Annotated in this window: 22 protein-coding genes and 1 pseudogene; 10 read left to right on the top strand and 13 right to left on the bottom strand. The window is 65.8% G+C overall.

The genetic code is table 11. The features are described from left to right. Positions 1-41: 41 nt before the first annotated feature. Together GT370_RS01185 and GT370_RS01180 are read right to left on the bottom strand one after the other, a co-directional pair. Positions 42-329: an antibiotic biosynthesis monooxygenase family protein gene (locus GT370_RS01185; RefSeq protein ID WP_008493656.1), complete on the bottom strand. Its 288-nt coding sequence runs from the start codon at positions 327-329 to the stop codon at positions 42-44. A gap of 3 nt (positions 330-332) precedes the next feature. Then, positions 333-1178, bottom strand: a complete 846-nt coding sequence (locus GT370_RS01180) for a fumarylacetoacetate hydrolase family protein (protein WP_008493657.1) — start codon at positions 1176-1178, stop codon at positions 333-335. A gap of 123 nt (positions 1179-1301) precedes the next feature. Between GT370_RS01180 and GT370_RS01175 the strand changes: the two genes are divergently transcribed. Then, on the top strand, positions 1302-1685 hold the full coding sequence (locus tag GT370_RS01175) for a YciI family protein (protein WP_270183768.1): 384 nt from the start codon (positions 1302-1304) through the stop codon (positions 1683-1685). Positions 1686-1901: 216 nt separating this feature from the next. On the opposite strand, the gene parA is transcribed toward GT370_RS01175, so the two are convergent. Next, positions 1902-2531 carry a ParA family partition ATPase gene (gene parA / locus GT370_RS01170; protein WP_008493659.1) on the bottom strand — a complete coding sequence of 210 codons (630 nt, stop codon included), beginning with the start codon at positions 2529-2531 and terminating at the stop codon, positions 1902-1904. Between the two features lie 28 nt (positions 2532-2559). On the opposite strand from parA, the gene GT370_RS01165 reads away from it, so the two are divergent. The 4 genes from GT370_RS01165 to GT370_RS20655 all read left to right on the top strand — a co-directional run bounded on the left by GT370_RS01165 (position 2560) and on the right by GT370_RS20655 (position 7077). After that, positions 2560-3906: an NAD(P)H-hydrate dehydratase gene (locus GT370_RS01165; protein ID WP_270183767.1), complete on the top strand. Its 1347-nt coding sequence runs from the start codon at positions 2560-2562 to the stop codon at positions 3904-3906. Between the two features lie 198 nt (positions 3907-4104). Beyond that, on the top strand, positions 4105-4638 hold the full coding sequence (locus tag GT370_RS01160) for an RcnB family protein (RefSeq protein WP_008493662.1): 534 nt from the start codon (positions 4105-4107) through the stop codon (positions 4636-4638). Positions 4639-4720: 82 nt separating this feature from the next. Further along, positions 4721-6901 (top strand): transketolase, encoded by a 2181-nt coding sequence (locus GT370_RS01155; protein WP_333489998.1) that lies wholly within the window; start codon positions 4721-4723, stop codon positions 6899-6901. Then, positions 6898-7077 carry a hypothetical protein gene (locus GT370_RS20655; RefSeq protein WP_333489997.1) on the top strand — a complete coding sequence of 60 codons (180 nt, stop codon included), beginning with the start codon at positions 6898-6900 and terminating at the stop codon, positions 7075-7077. The genes GT370_RS01155 and GT370_RS20655 overlap by 4 nt, the downstream gene beginning before the upstream one ends. A gap of 138 nt (positions 7078-7215) precedes the next feature. Here GT370_RS20655 and GT370_RS01150 read toward each other — a convergent pair whose 3' ends face one another. From GT370_RS01150 to hslV, 7 genes are all read right to left on the bottom strand, one after another. Next, positions 7216-8604 (bottom strand): MFS transporter, encoded by a 1389-nt coding sequence (locus tag GT370_RS01150; protein WP_026440155.1) that lies wholly within the window; start codon positions 8602-8604, stop codon positions 7216-7218. Between the two features lie 80 nt (positions 8605-8684). Next, positions 8685-8957, bottom strand: coding sequence for a hypothetical protein (locus GT370_RS01145; protein WP_008493665.1), 273 nt, complete (start codon positions 8955-8957; stop codon positions 8685-8687). Beyond that, entirely contained in the window at positions 8954-9421 is a 468-nt protein-coding gene (locus GT370_RS01140; RefSeq protein ID WP_035180037.1) for a hypothetical protein, read from the bottom strand. Before GT370_RS01140 ends, GT370_RS01145 begins: the two co-directional genes overlap by 4 nt. Before the next feature lie 20 nt (positions 9422-9441). After that, a complete protein-coding gene (locus tag GT370_RS01135; RefSeq protein ID WP_333489995.1) occupies positions 9442-9921 on the bottom strand; it encodes a demethoxyubiquinone hydroxylase family protein in 480 nt (159 codons plus the stop codon). Next, entirely contained in the window at positions 9842-10420 is a 579-nt protein-coding gene (locus GT370_RS01130; RefSeq protein WP_270183766.1) for a disulfide bond formation protein B, read from the bottom strand. The genes GT370_RS01135 and GT370_RS01130 overlap by 80 nt, the downstream gene beginning before the upstream one ends. Before the next feature lie 161 nt (positions 10421-10581). Continuing rightward, the gene (gene hslU / locus GT370_RS01125; protein ID WP_270184334.1) at positions 10582-11868 is read right to left on the bottom strand and encodes an ATP-dependent protease ATPase subunit HslU; all 1287 of its coding nucleotides are present in this window, start codon (positions 11866-11868) and stop codon (positions 10582-10584) included. Between the two features lie 29 nt (positions 11869-11897). Continuing rightward, the gene (gene hslV, locus GT370_RS01120; protein ID WP_008493671.1) at positions 11898-12449 is read right to left on the bottom strand and encodes an ATP-dependent protease subunit HslV; all 552 of its coding nucleotides are present in this window, start codon (positions 12447-12449) and stop codon (positions 11898-11900) included. 196 nt (positions 12450-12645) lie between these two features. Between hslV and GT370_RS01115 the strand changes: the two genes are divergently transcribed. Then, entirely contained in the window at positions 12646-13536 is an 891-nt protein-coding gene (locus GT370_RS01115) for a helix-turn-helix transcriptional regulator (RefSeq protein ID WP_008493672.1), read from the top strand. Positions 13537-13862: 326 nt separating this feature from the next. Here GT370_RS01115 and GT370_RS01110 read toward each other — a convergent pair whose 3' ends face one another. Beyond that, positions 13863-13994: a hypothetical protein gene (locus GT370_RS01110; RefSeq protein WP_270183765.1), complete on the bottom strand. Its 132-nt coding sequence runs from the start codon at positions 13992-13994 to the stop codon at positions 13863-13865. A 24-nt stretch (positions 13995-14018) separates the two neighbouring features. Here GT370_RS01110 and GT370_RS01105 point away from each other — a divergent pair, with 24 nt between their 5' ends. Together GT370_RS01105 and GT370_RS01100 are read left to right on the top strand one after the other, a co-directional pair. Further along, positions 14019-14438, top strand: coding sequence for a hypothetical protein (locus GT370_RS01105; protein WP_270183764.1), 420 nt, complete (start codon positions 14019-14021; stop codon positions 14436-14438). Between the two features lie 89 nt (positions 14439-14527). After that, entirely contained in the window at positions 14528-15073 is a 546-nt protein-coding gene (locus tag GT370_RS01100) for a nucleoside 2-deoxyribosyltransferase (protein ID WP_008493674.1), read from the top strand. 24 nt (positions 15074-15097) lie between these two features. Here the strand turns inward: GT370_RS01100 and GT370_RS01095 are convergent. Next, positions 15098-15783, bottom strand: a pseudogene (locus tag GT370_RS01095) (response regulator transcription factor). Positions 15784-15891: 108 nt separating this feature from the next. Here GT370_RS01095 and ribA point away from each other — a divergent pair. Both ribA and GT370_RS01085 read left to right on the top strand, forming a co-directional pair. Next, entirely contained in the window at positions 15892-17001 is a 1110-nt protein-coding gene (gene ribA, locus GT370_RS01090) for a GTP cyclohydrolase II (RefSeq protein ID WP_008493676.1), read from the top strand. Continuing rightward, positions 16994-17485 carry a L,D-transpeptidase family protein gene (locus GT370_RS01085; protein WP_008493677.1) on the top strand — a complete coding sequence of 164 codons (492 nt, stop codon included), beginning with the start codon at positions 16994-16996 and terminating at the stop codon, positions 17483-17485. The genes ribA and GT370_RS01085 overlap by 8 nt, the downstream gene beginning before the upstream one ends. A gap of 4 nt (positions 17486-17489) precedes the next feature. On the opposite strand, the gene GT370_RS01080 is transcribed toward GT370_RS01085, so the two are convergent. After that, entirely contained in the window at positions 17490-17912 is a 423-nt protein-coding gene (locus tag GT370_RS01080) for a DUF805 domain-containing protein (RefSeq protein ID WP_270184333.1), read from the bottom strand. Positions 17913-18033 lie beyond the last annotated feature (121 nt).

The raw sequence follows: 18033 nt of genomic DNA, 5'->3' as shown, positions 1-18033 counted from the left end.
TGCAGCCCTTTTTGAAAAAAGGGCTGCACCCCAAAAACTTTTTAAATCACCACTTCCCCATGCCAGACCTGCGGCGGCTTCTCGAAGCAGGCGCTGACATTGGCCCGCCACTGAGTGAACGCCTCCGTGGCCCGGAACGCCTCATGCGCCGCCACACTCTCCCACTGCACCAGCAGCACGAAACGCGTCGGCTCCTCCACCAGGCGCTGCACGCTCATGCCATGGCAGCCCTTTGAAGCCAGGAAGAGCGGCTTGCTCTTCTGCGCCCCCGCGATGAAATCTTGCTCCATCCCGGGCTTGACCAGAATATCCGCGAATTCAGTGACCATCTCTCAGCCTCCCACCGTCTTCGAGCGCTGCTCGCCCAGCCCCTCCACGCCCAGCCGCAGGCTCTGGCCCGGCCGCAGGAAGATCGGGTTGGGTTTCTGGCCCATCCCCACGCCCGCCGGGGTGCCGGTGGCGATGATATCGCCCGGATACAGCGTGATGAACTGCGAGACGTAGGACACCAGCGTCTTCACCCCGAAGATCATGTTCGCGGTGGTCCCGTCCTGCATCATCCGCCCGTCCACCTCGCAGAACAGCTTCAGCTTCTGCGGGTCGGCGACCTCATCCTTGGTCACCAGCCAGGGGCCGACCGGGCCGAAATGATCCGCCCCCTTGCCCTTGTCCCAGCTGCCGCCGCGCTCGGTCTGCCAGTGCCGCTCGCTGACATCATTCACCACCGCATAGCCGGCGACATAATCCAGCGCCGCCGCCTCTGAGACGCGCGACGCCTTGGCGCCGATCACCACCCCCAGCTCAATTTCCCAGTCAGTCTTCTCGGAGCCGGGTGGGATGATCACATCATCATACGGCCCGCAGAAAGCGGAGAGGGATTTCAGGAACACGATCGGCTCCTTCGGCGCCTTGGCGCCGGTCTCGGCGGCATGGTCGGCATAATTCAGCCCGATACAGACAAAATTCCGCGGCCGCGGAATGCAGGCGCCGATGCGATGTTCCGCCTTCAGAATCGGCAGCGTCTCCGGCTCCAGCTTCTGCAATTGTGCCAGCCAGTCCAGCGTCATCTCCTCGCCGGTGACATGGATCAGCGCGTCCTCCAACGTGCGGATCTGCCCCTGCCCGTCGAGAATACCCCATTTCTCCTGGCCTTCATCCCCATAGCGCAGCAATTTCATTCGTTTATCCTTTCTTTCAGCCGTCAGCGTTCAACACAAAGCTGGGTGGCGAACATGCGGCGTGTCAAGACACTGGTTTCATACTAACCATGCGCGAACAGATCTGGAGGGGTCGCCAATACCATGCCGATGTTCATTCTTCACGCCAAGGACCGCCCGGATGCCTTGGATCTCCGGCTGGAGCATTACGCCGCCCATCGGGCTTTCCTGGAGGAGCAGGACGAAATCGGCAAGGTCAGCGTCATCATGTCCGGCCCGCTGCAGACCGACGATGGCGAGCAGATGATCGGCTCGCTGCTGCTGCTGGAGGCGGAGAACCGCGAGGCGATCGACAAATTCGTGCAGGATGATCCGTTCACCCGTGAAAATGTGTGGGGTGAGGTGAGCGTGACCCGCTTTTATCGCCGCCGCTCCCGGGCCGGGACCTGCCCATGCCCTGAGGCGGGCTTGCATTATATTTCATTAAAAAAGGCCGGTCTCCATAAGAGACCGGCCTTTAGCATCTGATTCGATGCCTACGTTTCTTGGCTCCCTAAACTTGGCGGCTGGCATTGACTGCCCCGTTCAGCAATCTGCTCCGTTTCGGAGCATTTTGATGACGGTTATGTGCCACGGCGGCTTTCATGGCGGAAAAAAGGCAGGCTGACAACCCCTGAGATGCTGTTTTTTGCAGGATAACAGCGTTAACAAGAATTTTCTTTCATGCCGCTCTCCGGTAACAAATCAGCCAAGAAGCGCACGCAGAGCCTGCACCGCCGCGCGCACCTCCTCGGCCGCCTGGGTGGTGGCACCGGCTTCGGTCACGCCCAGCCCGTCGGCAAAAGCGTTGGCGTAGCCGGCGCGGTTGGCCAGCGCCACCGGCAACAGGGTCAGCCGCCGCGCCGCGATCTCCGCCTCCAGCCGCTTGCGCAATTTCGAGGCGGCGGGGGCGCGGTTGAACAAAAGTGCAGCCGGGCGTCGCTCTTCCGCCGCCAGCTTCAACGTCCCCTCCGCCGCCCAGAGATCGGGCGGGGCCGGGTTCATCGGCACCAGCACCAGATCCGCGCCGCGAATCGCCCGCCTGGCATCGCTGTCGATCACTGGCGGGGTATCCACCAGCACGTAATCATGGCTGGATTTGAGCTTCTCCAGCTCATTCGCCAGCCGCCAGCCGGACACGGCGATCACCTCCAGGCCGGGATTGGCCTTCGCCGCGCCCTCCCGCAGCCGGCCCCAGGCGGTCAGGCTGCCTTGCGGATCGATATCCAGCAGCGCCACCCGCCCTTGCTCGGCCAGGGCGGCGCCGAACTGTGCCGCGATCATGGTCTTGCCGGCACCGCCTTTTTGCTGTGCAACCGCGATAATCTGTCCCATCTAAAGCCTCCTGCCTCAGGTGGAGTAAATGGCATATTCGTTTGAACGGCCAGAGAATTTTGCGGGTGCGTTGCTGACCCCGGCGGAGATGGGCGCGGCCGACGCCCAGGCTGGAGACGGCGCGGCGCTGATGCAGGCGGCCGGGCGGGCGGTGGCGCGCGCCATCCTGCAACGCATCCGCCCCACGCGCACGCTGGTGCTGGCCGGGCCGGGCAGGAATGGCGGTGATGGCCATGTCGCCGCCTCCTATTTGGCGCGGGCCGGCTGGCATGTGCGGGTCAAATCCCCCGGCGAGGCGACGCTGGACAATGTCGCCCGCGCCGGGCTGGTCATCGATGCCTTGTTCGGCGCCGGGTTGTCGCGGGATCTGGATGCGCATTGCACCGCCCTGCTGCGCACCGCGAAACGGCTGGTCGCCATCGATGTGCCGTCCGGGCTGGACGGCGCCACCGGCCAGGTGCGCGGCTTCGCGCCGCAGGCCGAATTCACCGTCACCTTCGTGCGCAAGAAGCCTGGCCATCTGCTCTATCCGGGGCGCGGCCTGTGCGGGGAGGTGCTGTTGCGCGATATCGGCATGCCGGACGAGATCATTGCCGGCCTCGCGCCACGCTGCTGGGAGAACAGCCCGGCCCTGTTCACCCTGCCTCCGCGCGCGCCCACCGGCCATAAATATGGCAGCGGCGAGGTCACCCTCCTCTCCGGGACCCTGCCGGGGGCGGCGCGGCTGGCGGCGATGGCGGCGCGCCGGGCCGGGGCCGGCATGGTCAGCATCGCCGCGCCCGATGCCGCCGCCCTGCCCGAAGCCGGCATCATGCTGCGGCGGGAGCCTTTGGCAGAGCTGTTACAGGATCAGCGCCGGCAAAACTGGGTGGTCGGGCCGGGGCTTGGCATCGACGCCGCCGGCCCCGCCCTGGCGGCGCTGCTGGCGGCGGGGGACAGGCACATCGTCGCGGATGCGGACGCGCTGACCGCCTGCGCCGGGGCGCCGGAGCGTCTGCGCGGTGTCACCGTCATCACCCCGCATGAGGGCGAGTTCACCCGCCTGTTCGGCCCCATCGGCCCGGACAGGCTGGGCGCCGCCCGCGCCGCCGCCGCGCGCATCGGCGCGGTTCTGGTGCTGAAAGGGCCGGATACGATCATCGCCGCCCCGGATGGCGAGGCCGTCATCAACGCCAACGCCCCGCCTTGGCTCGCCACCGGCGGCACAGGCGACGTGCTGGCCGGGCTGATCGCCGCCCTGCTGGCGCGCGGCATGGCCCCCTTCGCCGCCGCCTGCGCCGGGGTCTGGCTGCATGGCGCGGCCGCCACCAAGATCGGGCCGGGCCTGCTGGCGGAGGATCTGCCGGACCAGCTCGGCCCGCTGGCGCAAGGATGACTTCACCCCGCGCCCGGCCACCGCCGACGCGCCCATTGGCAAAGGCTGAGCCGGCAGGCCGGTTGACCGAAAATAGGTCAAAGTCTACGACATAATCTCGCCGCAATGGAGAAAAATTTTATCACAAAATCCATTTGCCCTGGCCTGGAATTGCCCTTTTCCACCCCAATACTCCTGTCATCGAAAGGAGACGCAGTCATGCGCTTTAGTAAAACTTTCCTCTCCGGCGTCGCCGCGCTGGCCCTGCTGGCCGGCCCGGCCCTGGCCCAGCCCGACCATGGCGGCCCGGATGGCGGCCAGCCGCATGGCGCCCCGCAAGGCGAGAATCACGGCGGTCCGCAGGGTGGCAATCACGGCGCGCCGCAGGGTGGAGACCATGGCGGGCCGCAGGGCGGCCAGCATAACGGGTCCGGCTTCTTCGGCCTGCAGGGGGAGAATCACGGCGCCCCGCAAGGCGGCGACCACCGCCCGCCCGCCGACCACCGCCCGCAAGGCGCCGAATATCATGGCGGCCCGCAATACCGCCACGGCCCCAGCGGCCCGGATGGTCACTGGGCGCGGGGCGACCATTTCAACGGCGCGCGCCGGGTAGTGCCGCATGACGAGTGGGACCGCTACCATCTGCATCGCCCGCCGCCGGGCTATGAGTGGGTGAATTATAACGGCCAGTTCCTGATGATCGCGATCAGCAGCGGCATCATCGCCAGCATCATCGCCGGCTCGGCTTATTAAAGCCGTCGCCCCTGCCATAACCCCGCCCGCAAGGGCGGGGTTATGCATTCCATGTTGACGCAAAAGGCATTATAATGCCGGTATGAATGAGATGCGGCCGCTCGGGCACAGCACGGGAACCTTGGAAACATTGGCGGCCATCGAGCGCAAGCTGCTCTGGCTGTCCTCCTGGATCATCCATAACGCCAACCATATCCGCCCCAACCTCACCGCCGAGAAGGTCGGCGGGCATCAGGCCAGCTGCGCCTCCGTCACCTCGATCATGACGGCTTTGTATTTCGATGCGCTGCGCCCGCAGGACCGCGTCGCCGTCAAACCCCACGCCTCGCCGGTGCTGCATGCGGTGAATTACCTGCTCGGCCGGCAGAGCCGCGAAAAGCTGGAGCTGTTTCGCCAGTTCGGCGGCGCCCAGGCCTATCCGTCGCGGGCCATGGATGGCGCCGAGATCGATTTCTCCACCGGCTCGGTCGGGCTCGGCGTCGCCATCACCAGCTTCTCGGCTTTGATCCAGGATTACGTGCAGGCGCATGAGATGCTGCCCGCAGGCGCCAAACGCGCCCGCAATGTCGCCGTCGCCGGTGATGCGGAGCTGGACGAGGGCAATATCTACGAGGCCCTGCTGGAGGGCTGGAAGCATGACGTCCGCGATGTCTGGTGGGTGGTGGATTGCAACCGCCAGAGCCTGGACTCGGTGATGCCCGACCGCCTCTTCGGCCGCTTTGAAGGCCTGTTCCGCGACATGGGCTGGCGCGTGGTGACGCTGCGTTATGGCCGCGCCTTGCAGGAGGTGTTCACCCGCCCCGGCGGCAGCGCCCTGCGCGCCTGGCTGGATGACTGCCCCAACTCCGTCTACTCGGCGCTGACCTTCCAGGGCGGCCCGGCCTGGCGCGAGGCGCTGCTGCGCGATATCGGCCGCAGCCGCCCGCTGCGCGCCCTCATCGACCCGCTGGACGATGCCGCGCTGGCGGCGCTGATGACCAACCTGGCCGGGCATGATCTCGGCACCCTCACCGGTGCCTTCTCCCAGGCCGCCAGTTCCGACCAGCCGACCCTCTTCCTCGCCCACACCATCAAGGGCAACGGCCTGCCGCTGGCCGGGCATAAGGACAACCATGCCGGGCTGATGACGCCCGAGCAGATGGACGAATTCCGCGCCGCCATGAGGATCCGCCCCGGCCATGAATGGGACCGGCTGGAAGGGCTGGAAAACCCGCACCGGATCGAGCGCTTCATCAACGAAGCGCCCTACGCGCAGCCGCTCTCCCCCGCCGGGCGTCGGCTCACCGCCCCAGCCGTGCCGGTGCCCGCCACCCTGCCCGGCCCGCGCACCGCCGGGCGCAAAATGAGCACCCAGGCCGGGTTCGGCGAAATCCTCTCCGAAATCGGCCGCGCCCAGGGCGAGAGCAAGGCGCTCTCGCAGGCCATCGTCACCTCCAGCCCGGATGTGGCCACCTCCACCAACCTCACCTCCTGGATCAATCGCCGCTCGATGTTCGCCCGCAAGGCGCAGGAGGATGTGTTCCGCAAGAGCAAGGTCGCCTCGATGGTCCGCAAGGACATGCATCCCGGCGGCCAGCATATCGAGCTGGGCATTGCCGAGCAGAGCCTGTTCCTGCTGCTGGGCGCCGCCGGGCTGGCGCAGGATCTCTACGGCACCAGGCTGCTGCCGGTGGGCACGGTGTACGATCCGTTCGTCAATCGCGGCCATGATGCGCTCTATTATGCCTGTTACCAGGATGCGCGCTTCCTGCTGGTCTCCACCCCGTCCGGAATCACGCTGGCAGCGGAAGGCGGGCAGCACCAGGCCACCAACACTCCGCTGCTGGGCATCGTGCAGGACAAGCTGGCCACCTTCGAGCCGGCCTATTGCGACGAGCTGCGCATCATGATGCGCCATGCCTTCGAATATATGCAGAAACCGGACGGCTCGGCGGTCTGGCTGCGCCTCTCCAATTTCGCCCTGCCGCAGCCCACGCGTACGCTGAATGAGGCGCATGTGATCGCCGGCGCGCATTGGATCACCCCGCCCGCCCCGGGTGCGTCCATCGCCATCGCCTATCAGGGCCCGATGGCGGCGGAGGCGGAAAAAGCCTTCGCCCTGCTGCGGGAGGATGTGCCGGAGGCCGGGCTGCTCGCCATCACCAGCCCGAACCGGCTCTATGCCGGCTGGCGCGCCGCCCAGCGCCAGCGCCGCGCGGGGAGAAGGCGACATCGCATATCGAGGATATTCTCGCCCCTCTGGCCCCCGGCTCGGCGCTGGTGACAGTGCTGGATGGGCACCCGGCGGCGCATAGCTGGCTGGGCGCGGTGCGTGGCCAGCGGGTGATGGCGCTGGGGCCGGACCATTTCGGCCAGTCCGGCACGGTGGCGGAGCTGTACCGGGAATATGAGATGGACGCCGACGCCATCCTGGATGCCTGCGCCGAAGCACTGAGCTAAGTTCCAAAATTTTTTGGGGGGCGGCCCTTTTTTCAAAAAGGGCCGCGAAACGCCTGGGGTGTTGGCACTGGCGTTGCCACCACCCGAACGTTCGTGGGAACTTTTTGAAAAAAGTTCCCACACCCTCAAAAACTTCCGCTAATTTTCCTGCTTCGCCAACACCCGCGACAGGCTGCACCCCGCCGCCACATAGGCGGTGAACGCCGCCAGCGCCAAACAAGTCTGCGTCGGCATCGGATGCGCCAGCCCCAGAGTCAACGCCACCAGCATGCCCCCAATCGTCTGCCCGAACAGCCGCGCCACCGAGATCATCCCCGAGGCCCCGCTGATCCGCTGTTTCGGCGCCGTCATCAGCATCGCCTTGTTGTTCGGCGGCTGCAGCATCGAGAACCCGGTGCCGGCCAGGTAAATCCGCCACATGATGTTGAGGTCGCTCGGGTCATGCGGCAGCAACCGCAGCAGCAGAAACCCGGTACCGCAAATCACCATCCCCAGCGTCGAGAGCATCGCCGCCGGATACCGATCCGTCAGCCGCCCGATGATCGGCGCCGAAAGCACGATCGCCACCGGCCAGGAGGTGATCACCAGCCCCGTCTCCGCCGGGCCGCGATGCAGCACATCGGTCAGGTTGAAGGGCATCGAGATCATGAAGAAATTCGAGGCCACGAAGGACAGAAACCCGGTGACGAAGGCAATCGAAAAGCCGCTGCGCGCCAGCAGATCCACCGGCAGCAGCGGGTTGGCGCGGGTCAGCTGCAGCCGCACCAGCAGCGCCATCGCCACCGCCCCGACCAGGATCAGCCCCAGCCCCTGCGCGGCGCCCCCGCCCTGGGCGAAATTATCGCCGCCCATGACGATGCCCGAAAGCCCGAGCGCCAGCAGCACCACGCTCAGCAGATCCAGCCGCGCCGGCGTTTGCGGGGTGCGCGGCAGCGAGGTGATCGCGAAATAGAACGCCAGCGCCCCCAGCGGCAGATTGATCAGGAACAGCCATTTCCAGCTCGCGAAGGACAGCACGAGGGCGGCCAGAGACGGCCCCAGCGCCACGCCGAGCGCGATGGTCAGGCCGTTCAAGGCAATGCCCCGCCCGAGCAGATTGGCGGGGTAGATATAGCGGATCAATGCGGCATTCACGCCCAGAATACAGGCCGCCCCCACGCCCTGCACCGCGCGCGCCAGCGCCAATTCCGGCAGGGTCTGCGACATCGCGCATAATAATGACGCGGCCGAAAACACCAACAATCCCAGCACGCACATGCGCGCATGGCCAAAGCGCTCCCCCAGGCTCGCCACCGGCAGCAGCGCGATCAAATTCGCCAGCTGGTAGGCATTCACAATCCAGATCGCCGCGGAATTGCTGGTATGGACGTCATGCGCGATGGTGGGCATCGCGATATTCACCACCGTATAATCCACCGCGGACAGCAAAACCGCCATGGCAACAGCGATCATCGCCCGCATACGCGCGTGCTTGGGAAGGCCGTCAGGCAAAGGCGGCGCGGCTTGCTGGGCCAGTGTTGCGGACATATTTCCCGCTTACTGGGCAAGCCGCCTGAAAAACAGGGTTTTTCTTCGGGAGGCTGCCATGCGGGCGCTAGGCCTGGCGCCTAATCCTCAGGTATCTCCGCGTGCCAAATCTCGATGAACCCGGCCTGGTAGCAACCGGCCGAAAACGCGTTATGCAGATTTTCCAGCTCCGGCTCGATATCTTCCTCCAGGCTGGCATCCACCATCGCCCAATAGAAGCGCGCCAGAACCCGCGCCTGCTCGGCACTCTCCACCCGCCCGGCGGTCAAAATCGCCGCCGCCGCCGCATCGCCCAGCGTGCGGGCATAGTCCAGCGCCAATTGCCGGTCAGCCTCAAAGCGAAACGGGATCAAAGTGCCACCTGCGCATCCCGGATCACCGCCATCCGATCGCCGAGCCTGATCAGCTTATCGCGCAGTTCCTCCACCCGCATGGTCGCGGTCACGCATAACAGATAATGCTGCGGGTCCTTCTCATCTGCCACGAATTCCAGCCCGTCCGGCAGATCCATCTCGGACAGCACCCAGTACACCGAAATCTGCTTGCCCGGATTGCGCTTGGATTTCAGCCTGTGGATACCTTTAAGATGCTGCCAATGCGCGGAGAAGGAGAGCCCATGGCAGCGCGAGGGTAAAATCCATTTCCCATCGCCAGAAAACATATAATCATCGCGCTGAATGCCGCAGATCAACTGCCGGCTGGAGGAGCTTTCCGTATACAGTGTCGGATGCTCCCCAGCCGTAATCGGCCGGGCGAACCATTTTTCCAAGCGGGCAAGATACTCACGCAGATCCTGCAAGGTTCTGTACTGGTCCATGCCCGCCTCCCGTTTATTGGTTAAACCGCCTCGCTGATCTTGATCGCCGCCTTGCAGCCGGCCTTGATCAGCCCGGTCAGCAATTTATAGGCCGGCGCCTGCTCGGCGCCGTGCTCCAGCCCGATATCGCGATGCTCCAGCTCTTCCAGCCGGAAGCGCTCGATCGTCTCCGCCAGCTCCTGCTCGCCTTCGGGCAGCGCATCGCGCTGGGCGGCGTAATGCTCGTCGATGGTCTCCTCCACCGCCACGGTGCAGGCCATCGCCGCCTTCTCGCCCAGCGCCGCGGTCAACGCGCCCAGCGCGAAGCCGGCCACACGCCAGATCGGCAGCATCGCCGTCGGGCGGGAGCGCCGCGCGGCGATCAGCCCTTCGAAGGTCTGCTTATGCACCGTCTCCTGCTCCAGCATGTGGCGCAGCAGATCACCCTTCGGCCCGCGCCCCAGCACCGCCAGCTGCCCGGCATAGATGCGCTCGGCGCCATATTCGCCGGCATGGTCCACACGTACAAACCGCTTGATCGTCTCGTCCATCACCGCCTCCGCTTCGGCCGCCCCCCGCCATGCTAAAAAACAGCACGGTCAGGATGATGGCGGCACAGAAATCCATCTGCGCCATCGAGATCGGGACCCCGGCCAGCAGATGCACCGGCCGGTCACACGGCACCGCCGGCGTCATCGGCAGCGCCGCCCCCGGGGTGAGCATGCCATTGCACTCCGGCAAGGGCGATGGCCACCAGCCGAACTCCACGCCGACATGCAGCCCGGCAATGAAAATATCCGCCAGCATCGCCAGCCCGGCCAGCCCCAGCAGCACCCGGCCGAACCGCCCGCCGAACAGCAGCGCCAGCAGCCCCAGCAGGATGACGATGCGGTAGGGCCAGCGCTCCATCAGGCACAGCTCGCACGGCACCAGATGCAGCCCATATTGGGCGAAATACGCGACACCGAGAGCGGCGGCCGCCAGGAGGGCCGTAATCAATCCAGCCAGACGAACATTCATGCCCGCCTTTTGCTCCCTTTCGCGCCCGCCGCCAAGCTTCACCACGCCCGTGGCTTTTGCCGGCTAGAGCGCGCTGACCGTAAACGGCCAGCGCGCTCTAGCCCTTTGTTTTGGCGAGCAACTTTATGACCCTGAATGAGTCCAATCAGGGTCATGTTGCTCTACAAAATGAATCGCGACAGATCGCCCTTGCTGGCCAGCGGCGCCACTTTCTCATTCACATAGGCGGCATCGATGGTGATCGCCTCGCCGGAACGGTCGGTGGCGGTGAAGGAAATCTCCTCCAGCATCCGCTCGATCACCGTCGCCAGCCGCCGCGCGCCGATATTCTCGACCCGCTCATTGATGTCGAAAGCGAGCGAGGCGATCTCATCCACCGCGTCATCCGCGAAGGTGAGATCCACCTTCTCAGTGCCCAACAACGCCACCGACTGCTTCAGCAGCGAATGCTCGGTATCGGTGAGGATGCGCTTGAAATCATCGCGCGAGAGCGAGCTCAGCTCGACGCGGATCGGCAGCCGCCCCTGCAATTCCGGCAGCAGGTCCGAGGGCTTGGCGACATGGAAGGCGCCCGAGGCGATGAACAGGATATAATCCGTCTTCACCGGCCCGTATTTGGTCGAGACCGTGGTGCCCTCGATCAACGGCAGCAGATCGCGCTGCACGCCTTCGCGCGAGACATCGCCGCCCTTGAAGCCGCTATCGGAGCGCGCGCAGATCTTGTCGATCTCATCGAGGAACACGATGCCGTTCTGCTCGGCATGCATCAGCGCATCCTTGGTCAGCTGTTCGGTATCCAGGAGCTTGTCCGCCTCCTCGCGCTGCAAGGCACGGCGCGCATCCGGCACCAGCATCTTTTTCTTCTGCGCTTGGCGACCGAACATGCCCTTCATCATGTCTCCAAGATTGATCGCCCCGCCCGGCGGCATGCCGGGCATGTCCATCATGCCGATCGGCGTGCCCGGCGCCTCGGAAATCGACACCTCGATCTCCTTATCCTCCAGCTCGCCGGCGCGCAGCATGCGGCGGAATTTCACCCGCGTATCGGCCGACGCCCCTTCGCCGACGAGCGCTGTAATCAGCCGCTCCTCCGCGTTGAGTTCCGCCTTGGCTTCCACGCCCTTACGGTTCTGCTCGCGCAGCATGGTGATGGAAGCTTCCACCAAATCGCGCACGATGCTCTCCACGTCCCGGCCGACATAGCCGACCTCGGTGAATTTGGTGGCTTCCACTTTCAGAAACGGCGCCTGGGCCAGCTTGGCGAGGCGCCTAGCGATCTCGGTCTTGCCGCAGCCGGTCGGGCCGATCATCAGGATGTTTTTCGGCACCACCTCATCGCGCATCTCCTCCGGCAGCTGCTGGCGGCGCCAGCGATTGCGCAAGGCGATGGCCACGGCGCGCTTGGCGTCGTTCTGGCCGATGATGAAGCGGTCGAGCTCGGAGACGATCTCGCGGGGGAATAAACAGGAATGTCCATTTAAATCGTTTCAACAACCAGGTTTTCGTTGGTGTAGATGCAGATATCGGCGGCGATCTTCATCGCCCGGCGGGCGATCTCCTCGGCGGAGAGATCATCCACCGTCATCAGCGCGCGCGCGGCCGAGAGGGCGTAATTGCCGCCGGAGCCGATGGCGATGATGCCATCGGAGGGCTCCAGCACATCGCCATTGCCGGTGAGGGTAAAGCCCCTCTCCTTGTCGGCGACGATCAACATCGCCTCCAGCCGGCGCAGATAGCGGTCCGTCCGCCAATCCTTCGCCAGCTCCACGCAGGCGCGCTCCAACTGGTTGGGAAACCGTTCCAACTTCGCTTCGAGCCGTTCCAGAAGGGTGAAGGCGTCAGCCGTGGCCCCGGCGAAGCCGGCGATCACGCTGCCATTGCCAATCCGCCGCACCTTGCGCGCGTTTCCCTTTACAACGGTGTTGCCGAGCGATACCTGCCCGTCCCCGGCCACGACAACCTGGCCATTGCGGCGAACGGACAAAATGGTGGTGCCATGCCAGCCCACCGAATCGTTATGCTCTGTCATGGCACAAGAGATGGCACCCGCCCCGGCGCCCGGCAAGGGGCGCGGTTTTTACGCAAAACACGCGGCAGACTGCCCAAAACCTGCCTGTCCGCAAAAGCTTTGTGCACTATATTACAAAATATTCGTGACTTCCCCTTTGTCCTTCGGCAAAAAAGTGCTAACGCGCGGCGATGGCTTCCGAATTGAACCAGACCCCATGACGCCGATCGACGAGTCCGAAATTCTCCCTGGCCTTGGCAAGCGCGTGAAATTGCTGCGCGCCCGCAGGGGCATGACGCGCCGGGTTCTGGCCGGCGAGGCGGATGTATCCGAGCGGCATCTGGCCAATCTGGAATCGGGCACCGGAAATGTCTCGATTCTGGTGCTGGCGCAAGTCGCCCAGGCGCTGGATTGCTCCCTGGCCGAGCTGCTGGGGGACGAGACCACCTCCTCCCCGGAATGGCTCTCCATCCGCCGGCTGCTGCATGGGCGCGAGCCGAGCGAGATCGCCCGCGCCTTGCAGGGTTTGAGCGACATGTTCGGCAATAGCCGCCCGCATGGTGGCGCCACACGGCATCACCGCATCGCGCTGGTGGGCTTGCGCGGCGCCGGCAAATCCACGCTCGGGCAGATGGTGGCGGCCAAGCTCGGCTATCCGTTCGTCGAGCTGCGGCTGGAAATCACCCGGCTGGCCGGCTGTGCCCCTGCGGAAATCCAGGCCCTCTACGGCTCCAACGCCTATCGCCGCTATGAGCGCCAGGCGCTGGAGGATACGCTGCAAACCTACCCGTCCTGCGTCATCGCCACCGCCGGCGGGCTGGTGAGCGACAATGCCACCTTCGATCTGCTGCTGAATAACTGCCTCACCGTCTGGCTGCAGGCCACGCCTGAGGATCATTTCACCCGCGTGCTGGCCCAGGGCGATCTGCGCCAGCTGCCCGGCAACCGCAACGGCGTCGAGGATATCCGGCTGACGCTGGAAAGCCGTGTCGGCTTCTACGCCAAGTCCGACCTCGCCTTTAACACCTCGGGCAAGACGCTGGATGAAGCCTTTGACGGTCTGATGGGGATGCTGCGCCAGCATGCCTGGGCGGCCGAGGCCGTCTAGACCGCCTATCGCGCACGCGGCTTTGACCATGCAGAGCCCGCCCAACCCGTTTTACGATCCAGACTGGCCGGCACTGGCGCGGGCCGCGCAACAGGCGCTGGCCACGGCACGCGCCGCCGAGGCGCAGGCGCCGCTGGGCAGCCCCGCCCATCACCTCGCCCTCGCCGCGCTGGACGCGGCCCGCCAGGACGCCCAGCGCGCCCAGCGCGCCGCCTTCCCCTCATCGCCGACTATGCCGCCTGGCGCTTCTCGAACCTGCCCGACGCCAAGGACGGGTTTTCCGTGCTGCCCGACCCGGCCAGTTTCGAGAGCCTGGCGGCGGTGGATCAGGCCTGCGTCAGGCTGCTGCGCCAGCGCCAGGAGGGGCGGATGTCAGCGCCATTCTGCTGCGCGACGGCCAGCCCACCACCCTCGCGGCCTTTGCCGACCCGGCCGGGCTGCTCTCCAGCTGGCGGCAATTCGGCAGCAACGGGCCGGAGGCCTTGGTCAGCGCCTGCGAGCTGGGCGAGGCCATTCATCTCTGCATCGCGCATCGCTGGGGCGGCATCGGCCCCAACTCCAATGCCCGCTATCTGCACGCCGCCAGCCAGCTGGCGCAGGAGACGATCCTGCTGCGCCTGCCGGCGGCGGCGATCCTGTTCCGGGATGAGGGCTACCGCCTCGCCGCCAACCGCGAGACGCTGCGCGCCGCCAACCGCATCGCGGCGCGGCTGGTGTTCTACCGCCATCTGCTGCCCGGCGCCGGGCAGCGCGAGGAATTCGCCCGGGTGACTCTGGTCTGGAACGGGGCGCGCTGCATCGAGCCGGATTGGGAGGCGGAGATCTATGGCAGCCTGCCGCTGCCGTTGCGCGCCGCCCTGTTCGCCGCCCCCGCCCCGGCGCCGCGCCTGCCCGGCGGCTGAGCGAGAGAATCGGCGCGGAGCGGCCCTGTGATGCTGGCCAACCGGCGTCTCCCCTTGACCGGCACCGCCCGCCCCGCAAATCCTGCGTCATGGCTGTTCCGAAACTCTATCTCGCCGGGCCGGACGTGTTCCTGCCCCATGCCGCCGCGATGGCGCAGGCCAAGCGCGATCTCTGCGCCGCCCATGGGCTGGAGGGAATCGCCCCCTTCAACCCAAATCTCGACCTCAACCGCCCCGCCGCCGAGCTCTGGCGGGCGATCTACGCCGATGATCTGCGGATGATGCGCGAAAGCGATGCGATCCTCGCCAACCTCACCCCGTTTCGCGGCGCCTCGGCGGATGCCGGCACGCTGGTCGAGCTGGGCTGGTTTCTCGGCCAGGGCAAGCCGGTCTTCGGCTATTCCAACTCGGCGCAAAACTTCGCCACCCGCGCCGGGGCGCAGATCGAGGCGGTGGGCGACGCCCTGCCCGGGCTGATCATCGAGGATTTCGGCTGCGCCGATAATCTGATGATCGAGGGCAGCCTGAGCCTGCCGCTCACTTTGCCCGCGGACGGGCTCGGCCGTCCCTTCGATTCGCTGGAAATTTTCGAAATCTGCCTGGCCCGCGTCGCGGACTGGTTCCGGCGCATCTAGATAAAAATTAGCGCCCCCATTGCGCTAAGCGTTCAAACTATACCCGCCGCCATCGGTGACCAGCAGCTTGGCATTCTGCGGGTCCGCCTCGATCTTCTGACGCAGCCGGTAGACATGCGTCTCCAGCGTATGGGTCGAGACGCCCTCATTATAGCCCCAGACCACCTCCAGCAGCGTCTGCCGCGGCACCGGCTTGCCGGCGCGGTAGAGATGCTTGAGAATCGCCGCCTCCTTGTCGGTGAGGCGGATTTTGCCCCCTTGGCATCCAGCAGCTGGCGCGCGGCGGGGCGGAAGCTGTAGGGGCCAAGCTTGATCTCGGCATCCTCGGAATTCTCGAAACTGCGCATATGCGCGCGCAGCCGCGCCAGCAGCTCATTCAGCCGGAAGGGCTTGGCGAGATAATCATTGGCGCCGGACTCCATCCCCTGCACCACATCCTCTTCCTCGACCGAGGCGGTGAGCATGAGAATCGGCGCCTTGAGGCCACGGGCGCGCAGGCGCTTGCAGAATTCCCGCCCGTCCCCGTCCGGCAGCCCGACATCGAGCAGCAGCGCATCATAGCGTTTGCCATTGGCGAGCCGGGTCTCCGCTTCGGCGAGGCTTCCCGCCTCTTCGGGCGCGAATTCGCCATTGACCTGCAATTGCTCGGCAAGCGCTGTGCGCAGCGCCACGTCGTCGTCAACCAGCAGGATCGGTCGCGGGTCCGCCATGTTCGACTCCCTTGATATCTGAACAAATTCTAGCCCGTTTTCGCCTACCTGTCAGCCTCTCTGGCCAGATCCGCGGCGGCTCACTATTTTAAACAAATGAATTCGCCGTTGCGTTCCGTTCAAGCCCCTCTCGGCACCCCCCGCACCCGGGCGGTGCACCGCGCCATCGCCGATGCCAGACGCGGCGTGCCGGTGGTGCTGGCCGCGCGCAAGCCGCTGATCATCGCCCCGGCGGAGACGGTGGGCGCGGAAGGGCTGCGGCTGATCGATCTTCTCTCCACCGGCCCGGCTTCCCTGCTGCTCGCCCCCTCCCGCGCCGCCGCGGTGCTGCAACATGATGTGCCGGAAACCGCTCCCGCCATCGCGCTGGAGCTGGCCCGGCCGCTGATCGACGCCGAGACGCTGAAACGCGCCGCCGACCCGACGATGGAACAGATCCTGCCCCGCTTCTCCACCATCGAAGCCCCGGACGAAGCCGCCGCCGCCCTGGCGCTGGGCAAGCTCGCCCGCCTGCTGCCGGCGATGGTTGTGGCCCCGGTGCGCCCCGGCTGGGCCACCCGCCGCGAAGGCGCGGATTTGCTCACCGTCCCCGCCGCCGATCTGCTGGCCTATCCGCTGGAGCTGGCCTCCACCTTGATGAAGGTGGCCGAGGTCTCGGTGCCGCTGGACGCGGCGCGCGACGCCAGGCTGGTCGCCTTCCGGGCGCTGGACCAGGGCATCGAGCACATGGCCATCCTGGTCGGCACGCCAGAGACGCAGGACGCCCCGCTGGTGCGGCTGCATTCGGAATGTTTCACCGGCGATCTCTTGGGATCATTGCGCTGCGATTGCGGCCCGCAGCTGCAAGGGGCGATTGCCCGCATGGGCCAGGAGGGCAACGGCGCGGTGCTGTATCTGGCCCAGGAAGGGCGCGGCATCGGGCTGATCAACAAGCTGCGCGCCTACACGCTGCAGGATCAGGGGCTGGACACGCTGGATGCCAACCGGGCCCTGGGCTGGCAGGCGGATGAGCGCAATTTCCACATCGCCGCCGCCATGCTGGAGGCTTTGGGGATCGAGAAGATCCGCCTGCTGACCAACAACCCGGAAAAGGTCGAAAGCCTCGCCGCCTGCGGCATCAAGATCGTCGAACGCGTCCCGCACCAGTTCGAGGCCAACGGGGTGAATGATTCCTACCTGGAGACGAAAGCCAGGCGCTTCGGCCATCTGCTTGGTTGAGTTCATCCTGCAAGGCGAGACGCTGCGCGGCGCCGGGCTGACCCTGCGCGCCGCCCATGGGCGCGGCGGCATCACCGCCCAGAAACGCGAAGGCGATGGCGCCACCCCCACCGGGCTGCTGAAACTGGTGCGGGTGCTCTACCGCGCCGACCGCCTGCCCCCGCCGCGCTGCGCTGTGCCGCTGGAGCCGCTCTCCCCGTCCGATGGCTGGTGCGACGACCCGGCGGACAAAGCCTATAACCAGCCCGTCCGCCTGCCCTTCGGCCCGAGCCACGAGGCGCTGTGGCGTGAGGATGCGGTCTACGACATCATCGGCGTGCTCGACTGGAACCTCGCCCCCATCCTGCCGGGCCGCGGCTCCGCCATCTTCTTCCACATCGCCACGCCAGACTACGCCCCGACGGCGGGCTGCGTCGCGCTCAACCAGCGCGACATGAAGATCGCCCTGGCGGCGGGGTTGAGCGCGATCCGCGTGCCCGGTTGAAGCTTCAGCCCTGCTTGGAGCGCTGGAACGAGAAAATCAGAATGGTGAGGCTCAGCCCCAACGACACCAGATCCAGCAGCAGCGCCACCAGATCTGCCGCGATGCCGGGATCATGCCGCATGGCGACCATCCAGATCGAGCGCGCGACATGGGCCAGGAAGGAAATCAACACCCACCAGCCCGAATGGCCGGCATCGTGCAGCCGGCGTACCTGCAGGCTGATGGCGGGAAGGATCATCAGCCCAAAAAGCGCCGCGAACAGCTCCGCCACCAGCTTCAAGCCCGAGCCGTCATGCACTCCAATCGCCATGACGCCGAAAATACCCAGCCCCATCAGCAACAGAAGGATCCAGAGCTGAAACCACCAATAGGCCGGGCGCGTCGCCCTGCCGGAAAAATTGAAATAATTCGCGTAACCGGCCTTGATGGCGCCAACAAACCCATAACAACCTCGAATTATTAACGGTTTGGCAATGCTTCACCGAAACCCGCTATTCGCGCAAGGGGCGGCGGCTTTTCCAAAGCCCTTATCGACGCGCCCCCCCAAA

This window comes from Acidocella sp. MX-AZ03, from assembly GCF_027626035.1.
GTDB lineage: Bacteria > Pseudomonadota > Alphaproteobacteria > Acetobacterales > Acetobacteraceae > Acidocella > Acidocella facilis.
This window is presented reverse-complemented; position numbering and strand designations above follow the sequence as displayed.